Here is a 19,784-nt window from a genome sequence, read left to right as displayed (position 1 = left end):
GTGATCGCCACGCCAATCATTAACCATTGTCGACCATGTTCAGTAGCGCCATTGCACAACTTGCACTGGTTGCTAACACATCAATGGTTTCGGTTTTTAATGCGCCTAGAATTGACAGTGCCTTTCGGCTTTCACTTGCCATGGCAATAACATTGGGAATGTTGGTGAGGTCTTGCATTTCCAAGCCGACAACACGATCTCGCATCAGGGTGTTGGCGCGACTTCCATCAAGTTTAAAGAAGTCGAATCCGCCTATATCCCCAACGATGCCATCGTTGACTCTCGCCTCGACAAATTCACGGGCAGAAAAGCACCCTAGCTTAACCATGTGACTGTTTTCGTCCATGTCACCGATGCCCACAAGCGCAAACTCCGCTTTGCGTGCTTGGTTCAATGTTTCATTGATGTTTGGATGATTGAGAAAAACATCGCGGATCTCAGGCGTATCAACGTATGCAGGGGCATATAAGGTTTCACTGCTGCCCCCGAACTTCTTGGCAAGGCGGCGACAGATGTGGTCTGCATTGATGATGTCACCACTGCGGTGTGTACCACCAATTGCGCAAACAAATCGGGCGTTACGGTGTGAAACAATACCGGGTTGGTCCGCGACAGCAGCCACGTTTTGACCTTGTCCCACCGCGACGACCATACCATCTTGTAAATTTCCATCGAGAAATGAAGACACCAGGGTGGCCACTTGCGTACGTTGCTCTTGTACGCTGGGCTGGTCAAGGGCGATTAAAGCGCGCTTGAGGTTAAACTTTTCCATTAAACGTTGTTCGAGTTGCGCACTATGTACCGGGTGGAATTTCACCGTTATTTCCACAATGCCTTCTTCGCGAGCACGTCTAAGCAGCCTACTTACTTTGGCGCGGCTAATACCAAATTTCTTTGATATCTCTTCCTGCGTTGTATTTTGTTGGTAGTAAAGAATCGCGATTTCAGTGAGAAGGTTGGTGTCGTCGAGCAGACTTTCAAAGTTGCTACTCAATGTTCGCGTGGTGCTCATTGTAACGTCCTACTCAGATTGGAGTTGGCTTAGTCTACTGACTTTTTTGAGCGTGAACAAATGTTTGATGTTCGGACATCTGTTCACTTGGAGGGGGTGGTCATAAATTGTCGATAATTTGTGCTTAGACCAGCTTTCTTGTTTGAAAAAGTGGTCATCCGTATCTAAATTGAGAGTATATGATTCAAATATTTCTGGCACATAACACATCACTCTTTTGCCAGTGAAGAAAATTAATTTGAACGCATCACATTACTTTTTGATTTCGTCGCTTGTTAGTTGGGTTGTCTATGAAGGTTACACCGAAACCATATATTCCTATATGGGTTGGCATTCTTATTGTTGTTAGATTCATCCCTTTGCAACGTCACTTCTACAGGAGGGTGATTGCATGAGGTACCAGTCTCTCATACCGAATCGCTCTCTTTGGGTTTCAGTCACGTTACTGATTGTTGTTACCTTTATCATTGCAGGCATCCGCTTTGGTGGGTTGTTTCCTTCGTTGTCATCTTTTTCTCCCAACATCAGTGTGAACTATGGGTATTTTGTTGATAGCACCAACAGTCATATTCTTGGCTATGTTAAAGAGTCCGCCATTTTTAGGAGAATTGATGACCCTAAGAATATTCCTTGGAAATTAGGGAACAAGTCGTATTGGGTAAAAATGGATCTAGAGAATTTGGCTATAGACCATCGCCATATGTCTCTGTATTTCGACACACCAATGATAGACAGACTCAATATCTATCAATACACCCCAGACGGAGAAGAGATCAATCAATGGAACTTGGGTGACAGCATTGATAGAGGCTATAGCCAAGGGAACATGCCGCCTTCTGTCCGTTTTACACTTGATGCTTTTGAGCAGTCGACAATCTATTTACACATTTATTCGACGGGCATTCCTGTTATGCCCATTTGGTTGATGGATGCAGAAGAATTCAATTTACTTGCTCAATTGATTCATACGTTATGGGGAGGCTTTATCGCGATTATGATTTTAGTCGCGGTGTATAACCTTGCTGTTTACGTTTCATTGAAAGAACGCGTCTATCTCGTTTATGCCGGTTATGTATTAACAGCCATGGTTCAATTGGGCGCTATTCACGGCTTTGGTATCTATTTGTTTCCACCAGCCCTTCAAATCTTTTTTAGTAACAACGTTGTTGCTCTGACCTTTGGGTTGTTTTTGTTGTCCCTGCTATTCGCACATTTGTATTTAAGAGTGCACAAAGTGCAATCCTTGCTGAAACAAATCGTTCACTACGGGATCATGGTGCTTCTCGGGCTAATGTTGATGTCCTTTGTACTGCCTGAACACATATCTGGAACGTTTTTGATCGCTGTTCAACCTGTGTTTTATTGTCTTATTGGCGTGTTGATTTGGCGACGTTGGAATGTGGGTGGTCGTTGGAGCGGCATGTTCATGTTTTCGTGGTTGCCTTTGGTAGTGGCTGGCATATTCCCTCCGTTGTTGGTGACGGGGGTCATTGAGTACACCTTGCTATCTCGCTATGCGTTTATGCTGGGTACTGTACTTGCCGTGTTGTGTATGGCGCTAGCACTTGCTGAACGCTTTCGCCATCAGCGTGAAGAGTCTGTCTATCAACTTACGCACGATGCGATTTCAGATCTGCCTAATGCGAACGTGCTGCGTTTAGAAATTGAAAACTTGATTGGCAAGAACGTGAGTTTCAGTTTGTGTTGTTTTCAGATTGCGCGATTCTCAAGCCTTGCGCCATATATGTCAGACAAAGAAAAGCGGCATCTTGTTGGTAAGGTCTGTTCGAGGTTGGATACGGCGCTGGACAGTGATGAAGTGCATGTGCTCGAAGTTGGCTATCGACAGTCATATCGCATCGCCAGCATTAAGGAAGGGCAGTTTGGCTTCATTGTGCTGTCAGCGGATGAGGAAAAAGTTCAGCTTCTATTGGCCAGTGTTCTTGACGAGCTAGACAGCTATGTTGAATTGAACAATTTTGCGATTCGGATACAAGGGTCCATTGGAACCAGCGTGCATCCCAAAGATGGTAACCGCACGGACGTGCTGTTCAACAAGGCACTGCAAGCATTAACGGAGACCTCGTCGTCAAATAATAAAGTCAACGCCTACGACTCACTCAACAACTTCAATCGAACTTTGAATATGTCTCTGGTGGCTGACCTAAGAAAAGCCATCGACAACGATGAGTTGCAGCTTTATCACCAACCTCAGATTGATTTACGTACGGGCTCAATTCACGGCTCAGAAGTATTGCTTCGTTGGGAACACCCTAAATTTGGACAAGTTTCACCGGAAGTGTTCGTTAAGCTCGCGGAAGAAGTTGGGATGATTAACGATCTGACCATCTGGGTGATTAAGCGCGCTTTCTATCAACAAAGTAAATTGGTTGAACTTGGTTTTGGCCGTCGTTTGTCTATTAATGTCAGTGCCTCAGATATCGCGATACCGAATTTAGTCGATAAAGTGGCCGACATTGCCCATCACTACAATGTACCCACTGGAACACTGTCACTTGAACTCACTGAATCGACCATGGTGTCAGATTATGATCGATTGAATGATGTGATTGAAAAACTGTCACAGCACGACATTGAAGTCTCCATCGATGACTATGGGACTGGATATTCTTCGTTGACGTATCTCTCCCAGTTACCGTTTACTGAGCTGAAAATTGATCGCAGTTTCATCCAAACCTTAACGAACAGCCCACGTCAGCAAAACATCGTTCGAGCAACGACAGAAATGGCCAAATCATTGGGGTTAATGGTTGTTGCGGAAGGCGTGGAAGACTTAGAAACCGCTGTAGTACTTAAGCGATATGGTGTTGATATCGCACAAGGCTATCATTACTCACGCCCGCTGAGTTTCAGCCAATACTTGCTGTACCTTAAACGGACGTGTGATAAAACGCCAATGCCGACCAAACGTTCACGTCGAATGGGTTCTCAGTCGGGGTAATGCATCTGTTCGATGAATCCTTAGTCCGGATGATAGATAGCACCGAGACGGCATGCTCGGCTTGCGCCTGTGACTTCTGGAAGGTTGCCAGGTTCGCCGTTGAGCGCTTGTCGTGCGAGCCATGCAAACGCAAGTGCCTCTAATGAATCTCCCTCTACGCCTTTGGCATCGGTTGGCATAACGTGCCAGCGAGGAAGGGCGGTTTGCAATGCCTTCATCAGTGCGGTGTTTCTTGCGCCACCACCACACACTAACAACTCTCCCGCATCGTCGTTGCTCAACTCATTGGCAATAGATTGCGCAGTTAGTACCAGCAACGTTGCTTGTACATCTTCTGGTGATATTGCTTGACTGAACTGCGCAAGTTGCGCTGTTAACCATCCGTGATGGAAACGCTCTCGCCCAGTACTTTTCGGCGCAGACAGTGCGAAGTAGTCGTCATTCAGCATTTGGGTTAGAAGGGCTATGTTGACCGTCCCTGATGCCGCCCAAGCACCATCTTTGTCGTAGGGTTGCTGAAGATGTTGATCGATCCAGCTGTCCATCAGCATGTTGCCAGGGCCTGTGTCAAAACCGATCACAGGTGTGTTTGGGGCAAGTACTGAAATGTTGGCGATACCGCCAATGTTAAGCACCACACGAGTTTGATCTGATTTACCGAATAGATAGCGATGGAACGCTGGAACCAGCGGCGCTCCTTGGCCTCCTAAAGCCATGTCTTTTCGGCGAAAATCAGCCACTGTCGTGATCCCCGTTAGTGCCGCGATGAGATTGGCATCGCCAAGTTGCATGGTAAAGGGCATAGGCCCATCGGGTTGATGAAAAACCGTTTGCCCGTGGCAGCCAATGGCAGTGATGTCTTTAGCGTTCAGTCCGGCTTCGCCTAAGAATTGATTGACCACTCTGGCGTAAGTTTTGCCGAGAAAATGGTCAATGGTGCCAATTTCTTGCAAGGTCACAGGTACACCTTGGCTTAGGGCAATGAGTTTGGATTTGAGTTCTTCCGGAAAGGGATACATGGCTTGGTGATGGAGTTGGGCGGAATGATTTTCGAAATCTGCTACGACCAGATCGATACCATCCAAACTTGTGCCGGACATAATGCCAATATACATGCTCACGGATAAGCCTCTTTTTGATTTAGTTTGATAACTTAAGTCTCTCACAGACCAAAGAAATTGGTGATCGAAATTGTGTTGAAGATGTGACTCATCGTAGTATTAACCCTAGAGATATTTATCTAATAGGAGAGCACCATGGGCCCATTGTGGCTTGATGTGGAAGGATGTGAGCTAGACGCAGAAGAGCGTGAGTTATTGGCACATCCGACTGTTGGCGGCGTGATTATTTTTTCGCGTAATTTTCATGATAGCCAGCAACTTGCTGCGCTGAACCAATCGATCCGCAAAGCAGCGAAACGCCCAATTTTAATTGGCGTTGACCAAGAAGGCGGACGTGTTCAGCGATTCAGAGAGCAATTTACAATTATTCCTCCCGCGCAGTCTTATGCACTTATGCCACAAGGTGACGTGCTGGCTCGTGAATCAGGCTGGTTAATGGCAGCAGAACTGATGGCGCATGACTTTGATTTGAGTTTTGCGCCTGTGCTAGATCGTGGATTTGATTGCAAAGCGATTGGTAGCCGTGCATTTGGTGACGACAACGAGACGGTTATTCGCTTCTCTACGGCGTTTATGGCGGGAATGAAAGACGCAGGTATGGCAACAACAGGTAAGCACTTTCCTGGTCATGGTGCGGTTTTGGCTGATTCTCACGTAGAGAGCCCTGTCGATGACCGAGACAATCTGTTTGAGCAAGACATGGCGATATTTAAAGCCCAAGTAGATGCAGGCCTATTGGATGCCATGATGCCAGCACATGTCATTTACCCCCACTATGACGTATTGCCCGCCAGTGGCTCACCGTATTGGTTGAAGAAAATACTTCGAGAACAGCTGGCGTTTAAAGGCATCGTTTTCTCCGATGACCTAAATATGGAAGGTGCTACTGTGATGGGTAGCCCTGCCGAGCGTAGCCAACAAGCGTTGGATGCGGGCTGCGACATGTTGCTGCTTTGCAACAATCGTCAATCCTCGATAGAGGTGCTCGATAACATCGCCATTAGTGATGTACCACAAGCATCAACGTTGCTGAAGAAAACGCAGTTCTCCGTCAAAGAGCTACAAAGCTCAACAAAATGGCGTGAAGTGCAACAACGTGTGATGGCCTTCAATACGCAGTGGCAAGAGAAAAACAGCTAGACTTGAGAGCAAGAGCGGAAGAAAAAGCAAAAAGCGGAAGAGAAGGTCCTAGGTCCTAGTGGCTAGGAAGAGCGGAGCTAAAGAGCGAAGATAAAATGCTGATAGCTTACTTTCTTTTTCGCTTTTGTCTTTTTGTCCGCTCTTAGCTTTTCCTAGGACCTATGTCCTGGCTTTTCCTTCTCTTCCTGGCTCTTGTCCTTCATCAACACAGCATTCATCCTGCAAAAACGCCAATACCGCCTCCAATTGCTCAAACTGAGCGACGCAGTAAAGAACGCGTCCTTCTCGACGTTGTGCAATCAGGCCGGCTGACATCAAACTGGAAAGGTGGTGGGAGAGCGTAGAGCCGGGAATGCCGAGATCCTCTTGAACTTCACCCACGGCGATGCCGTTATAGCCTGAGCGTACCAAGCGCCTAAAAATGGTTAAACGGGTAGGATGTCCCAGTTCTTTCAATGCTTTTGCTACTGCGTCGAGTTCCATAAAACCAGCCTTCGGAAAAATTATATTTCGATAATACCAGAAATATCTTGATCTCGTCTCTATAGATAACTATATTTCGATCATTCTAGAAATATAGTTTAAGAGAGTAACTATGAATACTGACGTTATAACCGCCACGCTCGGCATGTTTGCCTTTCTCGCAGTGGAAATTACCATTTTGTTTTTGGCAATTAGCTATTTTGTGGGTGTATTGCAGATGTACATTCCGCCAGAACGGATCCGCAACATCCTTAGCAGTAAGAACGGCAAGGGCTACTTTATGGCAGCGTTCTTAGGGGCAATTACGCCGTTCTGTTCGTGCTCGACCATTCCCTTCCTAAAGGGATTGATTCGTGCACAAGCGGGTTTTGGCACCATGATGGTATTCCTGCTAGCAAGCCCACTGCTAAACCCAATGATCATTGGGCTGTTTGCGGTCACGTTTGGAATGGAAGTCACGGTTTACTACTTCTCGTCAGCGTTACTGGTATCGGTTATAGGTGGATACCTATTGGAGAAGCTTGGGTTCGAAAAGTACGTGAAAGAAGAAGCGTATGTTGAACCTGAAGCGAAAACGTCAGGATGTGGCGCGTCATGTGGTGGCAAGGCAAAACCCGTAAATAAATGGCTGAAAGTGTGGCAAGGCGTTTGGAAAGATTTCAAAAAGGCGATGCCATATATCTTGGTCGGTGTCGGTATTGGTTCGCTGATCTATGGGGCGATGCCAACTGAATGGATCGCATCTTATGCGGGTAATGACAACCCGTTCGCGATTCCATTTGCGGCGATTGTAGGTATTCCACTCTACATTCGTGCGGAAGCGGTGATTTTGCTGAGTGCGCCATTGGCAGCAAAAGGCATGAGTATGGGAGCAATTATGGCGCTGGTGATCGGCAGTGCAGGCGCGAGCTTAACGGAAGTGATTTTGCTCAAGTCACTGTTTCGTAATCAGATGATAATTGCTTTTCTCGCAGTGGTACTGGGAATGGCAGTATTTACTGGCTATAGCTACGGGATCTTTTTCTAACCAGCCTGTAGGCAGTGAGCTCATAAGCCGAGGGTAAACAATAAAAGCCAGTGATGCGTTGCATCGCTGGCTTTTTGTCATCAATCGAACGGGTAATCCTCGTGGGATGGTCGACTTGGGCGCGGTTTACGGCGCTTCTTGTCGCGTTGAGGAGCGTCTCCGAATTCGTCGTTGAACTTAGAATGTACTTTCTCTTTTCGATTAGTGTCGTTTTTCAGCCACTGTTCCCACTTGGCCATCTTATTTTACCCTGTTCTTTCTCGTTACTTTGGTTGGGGCTTAGAATTCAAGGGAAATATAGCTTCCCGTCGATAAGTCCATGTTTGTTAAATATAGCCAAAGTAACATGACATATTGATGAAGTTTCTTTGGCGTTTGCGTTACGCCAATTCAAAGCAAGCATAGTTCTAGTGTGTTAGTTAAATACAGCAAAAAAATTCATCGTGATTGATTAAAAAAATTGATTGTATCAATGTATAACGTCTCTTTTTTTTAACACTTCTTTTTACGTTCTTGTCTACCTTTGTAGTAGGCACTGAATGTTGGCTGTATCCCTGTAAAAACAGGGCATGTAGAGTAGTGGCTTCTCAGTTTTAATGTGTGATGGCGGGCGTAAATTTGAAGAAAAGTGGCATAATTTTTGTTATATGATGATGTTTTTCACATTGTTACAATAACTTACTTCATTGAGGCTCGACCAAGCAAAAGTTATTGGCTACCTTACGTTTAAAGTTAACCAATGAAGTGGTGTTAAGGGCTCGACAAGCATCCAAAACATCGCTATAACGCAATAAGAATTAAAATTCTTTATTGTCAGATTAATAATATTTTGCTTTACACCTTAATGGTTTAATGAAGAATATTGCGCAAAGTATGTAAAGGAGCTAAATAATGTTTAGTGGTCAAAGGTTTTTTGATGACAGGCATTTTCCAAAAGGTTTTGCTCGATCCGGCTATTTCACCATAAAGGAATCGCAACTTTTGGAAACCTGTGGCCGTACCATGAAAGCGCTGTTTGAAGGCACCATGGTTCCACAAGATGAAGAACAGCAAAAATTTGTTGATGAGATCAATGGCCGTCGTGCTGCGGAAACGCAATACGCGCTTTGTTGGCTAAAGTATCTAAGAGAGATCAACCACAAGCATGTGGTTTATAACCTCTGCTCAACGTCTCGCAATGGCGCAGCGGAAGATTATTCAGAAGCAGAAGCGGACGAATAAGCAGATTTCAGAATGAAAAAAAGCGAGCCTTGGGCTCGCTTTTTTGTTTTGTCGTCGAAAGGTTACCCCAGTAATTGAGCCAATGTGTAAGGTTGTCTCGTGAGGTTTAGCGCCTGTGCTGGCGTGAACCCTTCGTTATTTTGATGACATAAATTGTTCCACGCACGGAATATATCCAACAATGGAAGCAAGCCACCAGGGCGAAGCCGTCTTCTTGGTTCATCAACCAGCGAGCGGAAGTTTATATGAAAGCGGGCTTGATACTCTTCTAGCCTGAAGGTGCTGGCTTGTTGTAGCCACTTATGCTCTTTTCCCGTTTCTCGCCATAAATGGCATATCGCTTTTTCCGCTTTTCCTTTTTGTGTAAACGCCCATCGGTCTCTCCACCAGCTTAGCAACATGATATCGACGTTCTCTGCGTTGTCGTTTTCTTGCCACATTTCGTTTTGTTCTACATAGACGGGATGGCACTGCCTTGTTAGCAATTTGTCTTTGAAAATACTAAACACCGCGGAGCGCAACAGGGGCTCCTGTGGAAGATACAGCGTGATTTCGTCCCAATGAGGAACAAGTTCGCGTAGACGTAAATACTGCGCGTAGGCCGTGTATTGAGGACGAATCAAACACCCTTTCGACGGGTAGTCAATATGGATCGGCCGAGTATATAAATCTTCGACATTACTGCGAGAGAGGACTTCTTGATACTTGGCGTTGACCTGATTGAGCAAGGTGTCTTGTGCGGATTCTGGGCCATCCTCAAGATGTAAGAAACTGTCAGGCATCCGCCTTGTGTTGGGCATATAGACATCAGCATTTTCGTCAGGTTTATCCTCTTCTGGCGAATAGTTGATGTTTTGCAAGAGCACATAGCCGTGGGTAGCATCGCCAGTGGCTAACCACATAACACCATTTTCACTGCGTGGTTGCAGCGTTGTAAGGGTGGAAGCGAGTGGCGCATCTTTGGCGAGTTGTAAGTAACGGGCGTCAACACTGGCCAGTTTGTTGCGGCATCGCGCGGCAATCTGGTCTAGGTGATCATAGAACGTCTTTGGGTTCATTTGCAGTCGGCGGCAAATCTCTCGGACGGGATAACCGGTGAAGAGAAGCCCGAGGAGTTTTTGTTGCAAATCTAGCTTTGGATTTGCATTAGACCAGCGGTCTACAAACGTCGATTGACAATGTTTGCAACGATAGCGTTGTCGTTCCCCGCTATAGCCAAATGCATGGTAAAGCTCACGATGTGTAAGCACCGGCTTACCGTAAGCAATGCATGTATCGGTACTGCAAGCCGCTAAATTTCCAGAATCTTGTTTTTTGAGTCGTGAAAATTCTTTACGCACTGCATGGTTGTTAAGGAGAGGAGGAAAGGCGCCACACTCACGGCACACCAAGCCGGGGCGAGACGGATCTGTGTCTTGAAGCAGGTAATGCTTCTCGTCACTCAATCCAAAGTTTCGACACGCCAATGTTTTACAAAAGTTGAGTTGTAATCCATCTGCCGCCAACGGTAGCTTCCCTGTAGACACCAGTCCTCCTCGGATTATTTTTCTTACGTATTGATTGGTTGTTCGTTATGTGAAAACGCGCCAACCATAAGGGGTTATGAAAAGAAGTTCACTATTGCTATTTCACTTGATTGTGTTCGGGCTACCAGCAAATTTGTAATAGTAATTGTGTATGTCCTGTTAACGTTTCTGAGCCCAGTCTATGAAACCTGCAATATCCATCAGCAGATCATGATCACATTCGTCGGCATTCTATTTGTCTTTTCATCCCTAATTTACCATATGTGTTTATTTGGTGATATTTGTCACACTTTTGCTTGTGTACGTCTAGATTGCTGGTCAGTAATTAACCTTCAACAAATTGATTTTTATAGCCTCTTAATTTTCCTATTTTTTCCTGACTTAAGAAAAATCTTTTAAATCAAGTTAATAGCGTGAGCTTAAATGTGTGGCATTTCTTTGTCGCTAATTTCCACATAAAAACTAGGCTTAAATTGAATCTCAATAATGAGATGGAAATCTCTAGTTGGAAGGTGGACGTGTAAGGGGTGTTTGTATGAAAGGTGTAATTCAGCTCATCGGTATCATTGCGTTTTGCAGTGTGCTTTGGGGGTGTGGTGACAGCGGCTCTACTGCGGCGAGTACGACTTCAACCAGCAGTTTGCAATTACCACAGCAGTTGGAGGTTGTGACAAATGAAAACGACTAACACAGCATGCCTATTGCTTTCGTCAATGATGTGGTCAGGGATTTCTATGGCTGCGTTTAACGACACAGGAACTGAGTACTCCAATGCAACGACGAAGAGCTATGTGTGGAACGAAGCGCTGGAACCGATTGAACTGGTTAATAGTATTTTGTGCTTTACGGCTCAATTCAATATGACGGAATTTGCCAATTCTGGGCCTTATCTGGTGCTTGCCGATGAGGGTGCATGTTTTGATGATTCAGAAGATGGCTCGACAGGTCAGTCATCAGGGGCGAGTAATACGCCATCGTACTTGAAAGCGGTAGCAAATGTGACTCGAGAGTCTGACTCGTCCCCATTGATTGCCAACGTCTGGATCCCTGAGATGGGTACGGGGTCGGATGAACAAGCCATTCGATTTAAAGCCGTGATTACTGAGGGAGCATCAGATTCTGATCCCTTTGGTCAGTTCACCTTCAATTTTGACTTCTTCGATAATTTTTCTGACTTAACCGCACTAGGCGGCGGTGAAGTGCTGACTGTTGATTCGGTGGAAGGCTCTATTGGCTTTACCTTGTATGAGTCGAGTCAACACGGAGCAAGTACATATACCCAAAGCGCCAGTGTTGTGATGTCGAGTGATCGATCTGACGGTATTGCTTTAACGTCATCAGATAACGGTGGCGCTTATGCATTATCGTTTAGTTCAAGCAATGTGTTACTCCAAAATGCGAGTGATTTTAGTAGTTTGCCATACAAGTCGGGCGACAATACAGGCACGTGTCTTAGCCGAACGGCTTTTGATAGCTCGGTGAATCGCTATGATTTGTTTAATGCATCCACCGGAGCGCAAATAGACGTTAACTCAGGTTTCCCTATTCGTTATGCCAGTGCTAACGACGCCAACTACGACAGCTACGGGTACATTGGTTACTGGGGGCTGTGGAGTGAAGTTGAAGGTGCTGTCACGAATGGCGAGACGGTCGTCAAAGATGATGGGGGCGTACAAACGCCCTATACGGTCGTCACTGCACCTGGCCGACTCATAAAGAACACAGTGAAAACCCTGTCTTTATCGGATGCGCGTGGGGTTAGCTTTTCATACTGGGACAATTCGGTGTTCAGTGATAGCAGCTTTGACCAGTGGGTAGTGAGTTACATGACGGCGTCTCAAGACAGTGTGGGATCTGATGGTTTCTATAAAACGGGCAAGCTCAGTTGGGGACAAAATGGACCAACGATCACCGCATTTGGCCCGACACAAATCGTATTGTCGAGTAATGAATCTTTGTACATGTATTCCGAGCAACTCGGTGGTGAAGTGAAGTATCTACAAGGTAAAACATCACTGACGTACTATGAGCAAAGCTTCGTCAATGGCAGTGAAACAGGGTCTGGCGAATTACTGAATGGTGGGTCTGTCACCTTGTACTGTTACGATAATTGCCCTATTGGTACTTTGGCTATTGGTGATTTAGGCACGTGGAGCGGGCCTTTTGAAACCAATGGTGTCCAAAGACAGTTTACCTTTAGTACTTCTGGCGGTAATGCGTTGACATTGGTGAGTGTGAATAGCTCTGAGCCAGTTCGTTACGATGCTTCCCTGACACAAAACGATATCAACTCAACGCCACACAGTTGGGGCGTAAGAAGTGGGCCGATGGTGACATCGACAGTAACTAACTCCTATGACATTTACGATCCTTCGATTGTGACTGAGTACTATGTCTGGGAGACGGGCCTTCAGAATTGGAATCAGTTGACAGCGATCACTGATGGCAGTGGAGATGTGGTGAGTTTTGAAAAGCCAATTCAATTTGCTTATACCCACGCCGATGCGAATGACCGTTCAGGGAATGCTGGTAATTTTGCGGGGCAAACCTTCCTCGTTAATTACGGTGGGAATGGCGATTTTTGGGGAATTCCGTACTCTCAAACAGACGAGCGATATACGCCTGAATTTTCGTTAGCGGATGGTGTATTAATGGGCGCTTCCAACGAGTATGTCATAAAAGCGCGTGAAATTGAGCAATCGATGCAGAGTGCGACAGGGCAATGTTCGGCGCTAACGTTGAGTGACCCAGCGGTTGCAGTACCGACCTCTGTTACGGGTTCTGCCGATATTGGCACGATGCCGATTGTTGAAGGTGACCCTTCAGTAATAGCTGGCGTTACTCAGTAGCGCGGCTGTCAACGCGGAAGGATCTTGGGAGTTACAACGGAAAAAGCGCCAGAGAATATCTGGCGCTTTTCTTGTTTAGCTGTTCTGTCCCTCAGTGGTTCACCTGAAGTTCACCGCTGAAGATGTTCATGCAGGAGATATTCATGATGAACATAGATCACCGTCAGCGGTTTTGTTATCGCTTATCCCACGCATCAGCCCAGTAAAGGCTATCACCCGGTGCGTAAGACGCATTGGCACACCAGCTGGTGTAAGGCCAAGGCTTACATTCGTAAATGTTGCCATCCACGCCAGTTACCATGTCGCCCGCTGCATAGGCAGTACCAGACACATAATTAGGGTATTCACCGCCAGGAGGCGGCGTAATTGCTTCATCTTTTACGGTAAATGCCGCGTTTTGTTGTACAGTTGTGCCGCTTTCGGTTTTACCAACAACAGACACGGCATACTGACCCACTTCCACATTGCTCAACGTCAGAGAAACAGCCAACTTACCATCAACGGACACTTGAGTTTCACCGCCAGACACCACCGACGCACCTGTTACTTTGATCTCAGCGGTCATCGCTTGGTTGCTTTCAAGAGAAAGATCGAGCGTCATACTGCCATTGTTGGCTGTGTAAGTGTTTTTCACGCCTGACAGTTTCAGTGTTGCCGTGGGTGTGCCTGTGTCACCACAATCGCTGTCGCCTGTTTCGCGCCAAACACCCCATTCGCCCGTTGTGCCAGGTTCTTCACCGCGCGTCCACCAACCCGCTTGCCAGGTTTTTCCTGCATGGCTCACGATATCGTCCGTGTTGTAAACTTCAGAGGCATCCCATGCGTTTACACAGGTGCTGCCGTCGGTAACAGAAATCATGCGGTCTACTGTCACGGTTTGAAGCGCACTATCGGTGACGCTGTAACTTATGTTGTATTTACCAACAAGGGATGTATCGACGTTACTTTCAACCGATACGGTGCTGGTTAGGTCGCCATCTTCTGCATCAGTGGCTTTTACGCCTGCCATTGCGTCGAATTCAGTGCCCAGTTTTAGGGTAAGTTTTTCCACGCCAGAGAAAACAGGTTTTTGGCTGTAAACCTCAACAGTGCGCGTTGCTTTGGTTTCGTTGTCGTCTTCATCAGAAACACTGTAAACCAGCACGTATTGACCCAAACGCGAGGTATCAACGCTGCCATCAACCACAATGCTAAAGGTCAGGTCGCCATTTTCTTCGTCCATCGCAGAAACGCCTGCCATGGCATCGAATTCATCACCGTGGCGAACGCGAACGTCAATCACACCGCTGAACACAGGTTTACCTTCCGCTGGTGGTGGTGGCGTTTGACCGTGAATAAATGGACCGTAATCTTTAATGAACTGCTCGTTGTATTGGTTACCCGCTGCATCTGTTCCCATGTCCCAGTTTACTGACCATGTCATAACACCGCGAAGTGGTTGACCTTGGTTACTTAACTGACCAAAGGCCGCATATAGCTTGGCAGGATCTTTTACAAAACCGGTTGCTGCCGCATCGTCGCTTGAAGGAATACCGAATACCAGTTTGTCGTGCGGGATCTTGTGGAAGCCACGGGTACCGTTGATCAACGAATCAGAGATGTAATAGATAAACTCTTGTTTTAGCTCATCGTTGTTTTGTGCGATCCAGCCCACACCATCAATCCAAATGCCGTCGCCGCCTTGGTTGTAAAACTGTGGGTTGATCCAATCGTAGTAACCTTCCAGAGCCGTTATGTAGGGTACGTATTTACCGCTATCGGTCAGGTAAGGAAACTCTGGTGCCATGGTGATCAGGAAGTTTTTACCTTGCGCTGCATAGTGGTCTTTGACCATACGCAGTGCAGCAGGAATCACGGTTTGGTTGTCTGCCGCGGTAACCGCCGCTTGTTCTAGGTCGATGTCTAAACCATCGAAGCCGTACAGGTCGGTAAGACGAATGATTTCATCGGCAAATGCTTGTTCATCGCCAGTCTTCAATTCTACATGTGCATCCGCACCACCAAGAGCTAGCAAGACAGAACGACCTTGACGGTTTAGCTCAGCGATTTCGTTAATGAAATCTTGCTCAGACAAGCCAATCATAGGGTCAAGACGGAAAGTAGGAATGCGACCTTCTGCGGTATCGAACACTTTCATGAAAGACACGTCGACCACGTTATACATTGGGTTCACTTCTTCCAACGTGACACACGGTGCGTTGCCGCGTTTATAACCTGCACCATCACACCAGTTGTGCCAGTAACCCACAACAACGCCACCCTTAGGGTTCACCATATCGTCGCCGCTTACAGCTGACACAGAAGCGTGAGAAGAGAAGCTCGCTAAGCCCAGAAAGAGCGCAGCACAAATTGCATTCGGCTTGAACGTCATGGCCGTTTTATTCCTTAAAAAAGAAGAGACAGGTATTTTCGCCAGTAAGTTACGGGATGTTTTTAAAAGACATAAGCGAAATCTATGTCTGCTTTTTTTACATGGAAGTACGATCACGCCTTGTCCACTATTCTGACAAGGCTATACAAAATTCTTCTGTGTAACTCACTGAAAATCGGCGCGAATTGTAGGGGTGGGATGTAGGCGAAATATCAGGGCAATGATGAAAAAACGTCAGGGGAATGTCAGGAGTCGCCGTGTTGAACAATAAAAACTCAGGCATATAATGAGTTTCCAGACAGCCGTGACGATGCTTTTGTATATAGGCACGTTTGTTCTGGTTTCATCCTTGGGTGAGTGCTCTACTATTTTGTCGCTTGAGAGCAATCCTTTAAAAGGCTGCTTTTCCAGCCAATGGACTTTTATATTCACTTTATGCCCGTATACTGGCAGAGCGACGGGATCATATTCAAAGCAGGGAAATGCGAATGAGCAATTTTGAAGTTTTATTAGACTTTGCAAAAGAGAACAAGAAAATAGTGGTTCCTATATTATTGGTTGTTGTTACGGTTGCGGGACTGTATGCGTATCGTTTACCGGATTTCATCTACGGATGGAAAGTGCAGTATGACTTGAAGAAAGAAACGGAAGTGCGTTTATTAACTGGCCAGTGTGTCGTTAATGTCAGTAAGAGCGAAGATCAGGCGCCCGATTGGATCCATTGTGAGCGATTGTTCGGCACTACGGCGAGCGAGGGCGGTGTAGATTTGCCTGAGTGATATAAGCGTGAAGAAAACAGGGACACGCTTTAAGAAAAGTACCCATGTATCAGTTTCATGGGTATGTGTATTTATTCTCATCATCACTCAATCGTTTCAAAGTGGAATTTGTAATCACGGACACCGTCTATCTGCACGCCTTTCTCTCTCAGCTCAAGGTACTGCTTGAGTTTCACGGTTCTGAAATCCATCGCCTTGAGCGCAAGGATGATCCTCAGTTCGTCCATTGAACGTGATTTAGCCTCAGAGCCACACGTACCGCAGACAACATGCGCTTTTTGCTTAAAGCCCACCTTATCCAGCCAGTGCAGTTCTTTGGGCTCTTTACGTGCGCCACAGAAGTAGCATTGATTATCTTGTTTCAATGCGGCTTGTTCCCTTAGCGCTTTAGGGTTTGGCGGTGTGTTTGCTGGGATTGTGTTGGTCTTTTTGCTACCACCAAACTTAGAGAACTGGACGACATTAGACATTGGGATTGCTCTTACTCATGAAGGTATAAGGCATGTCACGGAACATGATTATTACGCGCCTTTATATCCTATTTTCTGAGTACTGAATGAGTCAAATTTATCTATGCATACTTGTTCCGGAATGATGCGAATGCGTTAGCTAACGGGCAGTTGCATCGGCACTAAATCGGGTGATACCAGAAGCGTGGCTTCCGTGGCTGCTTGAACCTCTTCGATGGAAAACTCAGGGGCAAGCTCAGTGAGCACCATGCCACGTTCGTTGATTTCAAATACCCCCATTTCTGTCACGATCAGGTTGACTTGATTCGCAGCGGTGAGTGGTAAAGAGCAATGCTTCAGCAGCTTTGGCTGTCCTTTCACGGAATGCTCCATCGCGACAATGACCTTTTTGGCACCGACGACCAAATCCATTGCGCCGCCCATGCCCGGCACCATTTTCCCTGGAATGATCCAGTTGGCGAGGTTGCCCTGTTCATCGACCTGTAGTGCGCCCAATACGGTGGCATCGACATGACCGCCACGGATGATGGCGAAAGAGTCGGCGCTGTTGAAGTAACACGCCCCTTGTACGGCAGTAATGTGTTGACCACCAGCGTTCACCAGATCGGCATCTAGGGTGTTTTCACACGCCAATTGATCAATGCCCAACAGGCCGTTTTCCCCTTGCAGTAACAACTCGACCTCTTTGTCGACATGATTGGCAACCAGTGTGGGTAAGCCAATACCAAGGTTAACCACATCGCCGTCTTTCATCTCGCGGGCGACACGCCATGCAATGCGGTGGCGGATGGTGTCTTTATCTAATTGCGCTGTCATTGCATGTCCTCCGCCTGAATGTGATCGACATTGATTTGATCGACCAAGATATGATCGACAAAAATACTTGGGGTATGAACCGCTTCAGGTGCAATCTCGCCAAGCTCAACAAGTTGTTCAGGTTCGACAATGACGGTTTCTGCCGCGGTCGCCATGAGCGGATTAAAATTCTGGGTGGTTTTGCTGTAAAACACGTTGCCACGACGGTCGACTTTTGAGCCCCTGATCAAAGCCAAATCGGCTTTTAGCGGTGTTTCGAGCAAAAATGTTTGCCCATCGACGTCTATCACGCGTTTGTTTTCCGCGACGATGGTGCCGAGCCCTGTTGGCGTGAGTACGCCGCCTAACCCTGCACCTGCAGAGCGAATGCGCTCCGCGAGCGTGCCTTGCGGAACCAGCTCAACCTCCAACGTGCCTTCGTTCATTTGCTTGCCCGTTTCGGGGTTCGTCCCAATGTGAGAGGCATACAGCTTTTTCACCCGCTTATCAGCAATCAAACGGCTTGAACCACGACCGGGAGAACCGGTGTCAGTGGTGATCAGCGTAATGTCTTTGATGTCTTTTTTAATCAAGAGATCGATCAGGCGCTCTGGTGCACCTGTCGCCATAAAGCCACCAATCATGATGGTCATGCCGTCATGCAAAAGGTGTTCAATCTGTTGGGTGGTCGCTGCTTTTTTCATGGTGTCCATTCCCTTAGCAACGTTTCAGAATGAGTGCGGTGCCCATGCCACCACCAATGCATAGCGACGCCAGACCATACTCTTGCTGCGTGCGTTGCAGTTGGTAAACAAGGGTGGTGACAATACGGTTGCCAGACGCGCCAATCGGGTGACCGAGGGCAATCGCGCCGCCGCTCAGGTTGCTGCGTTCCAACAGCCAGTCTTGTTCGATCTGATGCTCTTCAGCGACGTCTTTGATCACACCAAGCGCTTGTGCCGCAAACGCTTCGTTCAGTTCGAATACATTGATGTCTTCGATGGCCATTTTGGCCTTGGTCAAGGTGTTGGCGATGGCTGAAACAGGCCCAAGTCCCATCACTTCTGGTGCAATGGCGCCCTGTCCGTATTCCACCAACTCAGCCAGTGGGGTGAGGTTGTGACGTTTCACCGCGCTTTCTGATGCCAGCAAAATGGCGGATGCGCCATCGTTAATGCCAGACGCGTTGCCCGCCGTCACGCTGCCTTGTTTGTCGAAGGCTGGGCGCAGCGCTTGAAGCCCTTCAAAGGTGGCGTTTGCTTTGGGGTATTCATCGTCTTTGACGTCAAACTGGCGTTTTCGCTCAGTCACCGTGATTGGCGCGATTTCCGCTTCGAAATGACCGTTTTCAATGGCATTCACGGCTTTCTGTTGGCTCTGCAAGGCAAACTGATCTTGCGCTTTGCGGCTGATATTGCACTGAGAGGCGATGTTCTCTGCGGTCACACCCATGTGGTAGTGATGGAAAGCATCGGTTAAGCCGTCTTTGATGATGCTGTCTTCCTGCATTTGTTGGCCCATACGAACGCCGCGGCGAATTTGCCCAGAGGTGATATACGGCGCGTTGGACATGCTTTCCATGCCGCAAGTGAGAACAATTTGCGCATCGCCGGCGCGGATGTGGCTGGCACCGTCCATGATGACTTTCATGCCGCTGCCGCAAATCATGTTCAGCGTGTAGGCGGGCACCGTATCTGGAACGCCAGCGTTAATGGCAGCTTGTCGGCCTGGCCCCATACCCGCACCGCCGGTCAGCACATTGCCAACAATCACTTCGTCGATAAGATCCGGAGTGATGTCTACCTGTTCAAGTGCGGCTTTCATCGCATGTGCGCCAAGCTCAACGCCTGACAATGACGCGAGAGAACCATTAAAGCTGCCGATTGGCGTGCGCTTTGCCGCCACAATATAGATGCGTTCCATGTCACCTGTGCTCCCATGCTTGCGATGTGTTATTTGCTAACTGCTTTCTAGCTTACGGAAGGGGAGCGAGTGGCGATATAGACAGAAATTCAAAGTGGCTTTGCG

General features: G+C 47.2%; 17 protein-coding genes. 7 read left to right on the top strand and 10 right to left on the bottom strand.

The features are described from left to right. Positions 1 to 19: 19 nt before the first annotated feature. Entirely contained in the window at positions 20 to 1,012 is a 993-nt protein-coding gene (locus tag LRP50_RS13120; protein WP_274164917.1) for a sugar-binding transcriptional regulator, read from the bottom strand. Positions 1,013 to 1,403: 391 nt separating this feature from the next. Here LRP50_RS13120 and LRP50_RS13115 point away from each other — a divergent pair, with 391 nt between their 5' ends. Further along, positions 1,404 to 3,974, top strand: a complete 2,571-nt coding sequence (locus LRP50_RS13115) for an EAL domain-containing protein (protein WP_274164916.1) — start codon at positions 1,404 to 1,406, stop codon at positions 3,972 to 3,974. 20 nt (positions 3,975 to 3,994) lie between these two features. On the opposite strand, the gene LRP50_RS13110 is transcribed toward LRP50_RS13115, so the two are convergent. Next, positions 3,995 to 5,089 carry an anhydro-N-acetylmuramic acid kinase gene (locus LRP50_RS13110; protein ID WP_274164928.1) on the bottom strand — a complete coding sequence of 365 codons (1,095 nt, stop codon included), beginning with the start codon at positions 5,087 to 5,089 and terminating at the stop codon, positions 3,995 to 3,997. Between the two features lie 141 nt (positions 5,090 to 5,230). On the opposite strand from LRP50_RS13110, the gene nagZ reads away from it, so the two are divergent. After that, complete coding sequence (nagZ, locus tag LRP50_RS13105) at positions 5,231 to 6,235, top strand: beta-N-acetylhexosaminidase (RefSeq protein WP_274164915.1); 1,005 nt, start codon at positions 5,231 to 5,233, stop codon at positions 6,233 to 6,235. A gap of 159 nt (positions 6,236 to 6,394) precedes the next feature. Here the strand turns inward: nagZ and LRP50_RS13100 are convergent, their stop codons facing one another. Further along, on the bottom strand, positions 6,395 to 6,718 hold the full coding sequence (locus tag LRP50_RS13100) for an ArsR/SmtB family transcription factor (protein WP_274164914.1): 324 nt from the start codon (positions 6,716 to 6,718) through the stop codon (positions 6,395 to 6,397). A 112-nt stretch (positions 6,719 to 6,830) separates the two neighbouring features. Here LRP50_RS13100 and LRP50_RS13095 point away from each other — a divergent pair, with 112 nt between their 5' ends. Next, entirely contained in the window at positions 6,831 to 7,745 is a 915-nt protein-coding gene (locus LRP50_RS13095) for a permease (RefSeq protein WP_274164913.1), read from the top strand. Between the two features lie 80 nt (positions 7,746 to 7,825). Here LRP50_RS13095 and LRP50_RS13090 read toward each other — a convergent pair whose 3' ends face one another. Continuing rightward, positions 7,826 to 7,984, bottom strand: a complete 159-nt coding sequence (locus LRP50_RS13090) for a hypothetical protein (RefSeq protein ID WP_274164912.1) — start codon at positions 7,982 to 7,984, stop codon at positions 7,826 to 7,828. A 652-nt stretch (positions 7,985 to 8,636) separates the two neighbouring features. Between LRP50_RS13090 and LRP50_RS13085 the strand changes: the two genes are divergently transcribed. Beyond that, positions 8,637 to 8,966 (top strand): MaoP family protein, encoded by a 330-nt coding sequence (locus LRP50_RS13085; RefSeq protein WP_274164911.1) that lies wholly within the window; start codon positions 8,637 to 8,639, stop codon positions 8,964 to 8,966. A 62-nt stretch (positions 8,967 to 9,028) separates the two neighbouring features. Here the strand turns inward: LRP50_RS13085 and LRP50_RS13080 are convergent, their stop codons facing one another. Continuing rightward, entirely contained in the window at positions 9,029 to 10,492 is a 1,464-nt protein-coding gene (locus LRP50_RS13080; RefSeq protein ID WP_274164910.1) for a lactate dehydrogenase, read from the bottom strand. A gap of 535 nt (positions 10,493 to 11,027) precedes the next feature. Here LRP50_RS13080 and LRP50_RS13075 point away from each other — a divergent pair. Beyond that, entirely contained in the window at positions 11,028 to 11,180 is a 153-nt protein-coding gene (locus LRP50_RS13075; RefSeq protein WP_274164909.1) for a hypothetical protein, read from the top strand. Beyond that, complete coding sequence (locus LRP50_RS13070) at positions 11,167 to 13,341, top strand: hypothetical protein (RefSeq protein ID WP_274164908.1); 2,175 nt, start codon at positions 11,167 to 11,169, stop codon at positions 13,339 to 13,341. Before LRP50_RS13075 ends, LRP50_RS13070 begins: the two co-directional genes overlap by 14 nt. A gap of 175 nt (positions 13,342 to 13,516) precedes the next feature. On the opposite strand, the gene LRP50_RS13065 is transcribed toward LRP50_RS13070, so the two are convergent. Beyond that, a complete protein-coding gene (locus tag LRP50_RS13065; RefSeq protein WP_274164907.1) occupies positions 13,517 to 15,712 on the bottom strand; it encodes an immunoglobulin-like domain-containing protein in 2,196 nt (731 codons plus the stop codon). Between the two features lie 488 nt (positions 15,713 to 16,200). Between LRP50_RS13065 and LRP50_RS13060 the strand changes: the two genes are divergently transcribed. Next, entirely contained in the window at positions 16,201 to 16,491 is a 291-nt protein-coding gene (locus LRP50_RS13060) for a hypothetical protein (RefSeq protein ID WP_274164906.1), read from the top strand. Between the two features lie 83 nt (positions 16,492 to 16,574). Here LRP50_RS13060 and LRP50_RS13055 read toward each other — a convergent pair whose 3' ends face one another. The 4 genes from LRP50_RS13055 to LRP50_RS13040 all read right to left on the bottom strand — a co-directional run bounded on the left by LRP50_RS13055 (position 16,575) and on the right by LRP50_RS13040 (position 19,679). Next, positions 16,575 to 16,961, bottom strand: a complete 387-nt coding sequence (locus LRP50_RS13055) for a hypothetical protein (protein ID WP_274164905.1) — start codon at positions 16,959 to 16,961, stop codon at positions 16,575 to 16,577. 135 nt (positions 16,962 to 17,096) lie between these two features. After that, positions 17,097 to 17,777, bottom strand: a complete 681-nt coding sequence (locus LRP50_RS13050) for a 3-oxoacid CoA-transferase subunit B (RefSeq protein WP_274164904.1) — start codon at positions 17,775 to 17,777, stop codon at positions 17,097 to 17,099. Beyond that, positions 17,774 to 18,460 (bottom strand): CoA transferase subunit A, encoded by a 687-nt coding sequence (locus LRP50_RS13045; protein ID WP_274164903.1) that lies wholly within the window; start codon positions 18,458 to 18,460, stop codon positions 17,774 to 17,776. The genes LRP50_RS13050 and LRP50_RS13045 overlap by 4 nt, the downstream gene beginning before the upstream one ends. A 13-nt stretch (positions 18,461 to 18,473) precedes the next feature. Then, positions 18,474 to 19,679 carry an acetyl-CoA C-acetyltransferase gene (locus tag LRP50_RS13040; RefSeq protein ID WP_274164902.1) on the bottom strand — a complete coding sequence of 402 codons (1,206 nt, stop codon included), beginning with the start codon at positions 19,677 to 19,679 and terminating at the stop codon, positions 18,474 to 18,476. Between the last annotated feature and the right edge of the window lie 105 nt (positions 19,680 to 19,784).

The organism is Enterovibrio gelatinilyticus (assembly GCF_028683095.1).
GTDB classification, from domain to species: domain Bacteria; phylum Pseudomonadota; class Gammaproteobacteria; order Enterobacterales; family Vibrionaceae; genus Enterovibrio; species Enterovibrio gelatinilyticus.
The sequence above is the reverse complement of the archived record's forward strand: the minus strand, read 5'-3'. Positions and strand labels throughout refer to the sequence as shown.